Annotated in this window: 1 protein-coding gene; it reads left to right on the top strand. The window is 71.2% G+C overall.

From position 1 onward, the window contains the following. Nucleotides 1-824: formate dehydrogenase accessory sulfurtransferase FdhD (gene fdhD, locus ABGA99_RS36535; RefSeq protein ID WP_347584287.1), on the top strand; the 824-nt coding region annotated here is incomplete at its 3' end.

Here is an 824-nt window from a genome sequence, read left to right on the forward strand (position 1 = left end):
ATGGGTCGGGTGACGGTGCGGCGTGCGGTGGTGCGGGTGCGTGGGGGGCGGGTGGACCGGCGGGCGGACACGTTGGTGGCGGAGGAGCCGTTGGAGATCCGGTTGGGGGGCCGGGCGTTGGCGGTCACGATGCGGACGCCGGGTGATGATTTCGCGTTGGCGGCGGGGTTTCTGGTGAGTGAGGGGGTGGTGGCGCGGGGTGGGGAGGTGGCGGGGATCGCGTATTGCGCGGGGGCGGTGGACGGTGGGGAGGGCGGGAACACGTACAACGTCGTGGATGTGCGTCTTGCCGCGGGGGTGGTGGTGCCGGACATCTCGCTGGAGCGGAATGTCTATACGACGTCGTCGTGTGGTTTGTGCGGGAAGGCGAGTCTGGATGCGGTCCGTACCACTACCCGCTGGCCCCTCACGGACGACGCCATGCGGCTGGCGCCCGGGGTCCTGGCCGTGCTGCCGGACCGGCTGCGGGCCGGGCAGCGGGTCTTCGACCGTACCGGCGGGCTGCACGCGGCGGCTTTGTTCACGCCGGAGGGGGAGCTGATCGATCTGCGTGAGGACGTGGGCCGTCACAATGCCGTCGACAAGCTGGTCGGCCGGGCGTTGCAGCGGGACCGGCTGCCGCTGAGCGGCACGGTGCTGATGGTCTCGGGGCGGGCGTCGTTCGAGTTGGCGCAGAAGGCCGCGATGGCCGGTATCCCCGTCCTGGCCGCGGTTTCCGCGCCGTCGTCCCTGGCCGTCGACCTCGCCGCGGAGACCGGCATGACACTGGTCGGCTTCCTGCGCGGCGACACCATGAACGTGTACGCAGGCGAACACCGCATCGC

Source organism: Streptomyces sp. B5E4 (assembly GCF_039871555.1).
In the GTDB taxonomy this organism is placed as follows: domain Bacteria; phylum Actinomycetota; class Actinomycetes; order Streptomycetales; family Streptomycetaceae; genus Streptomyces.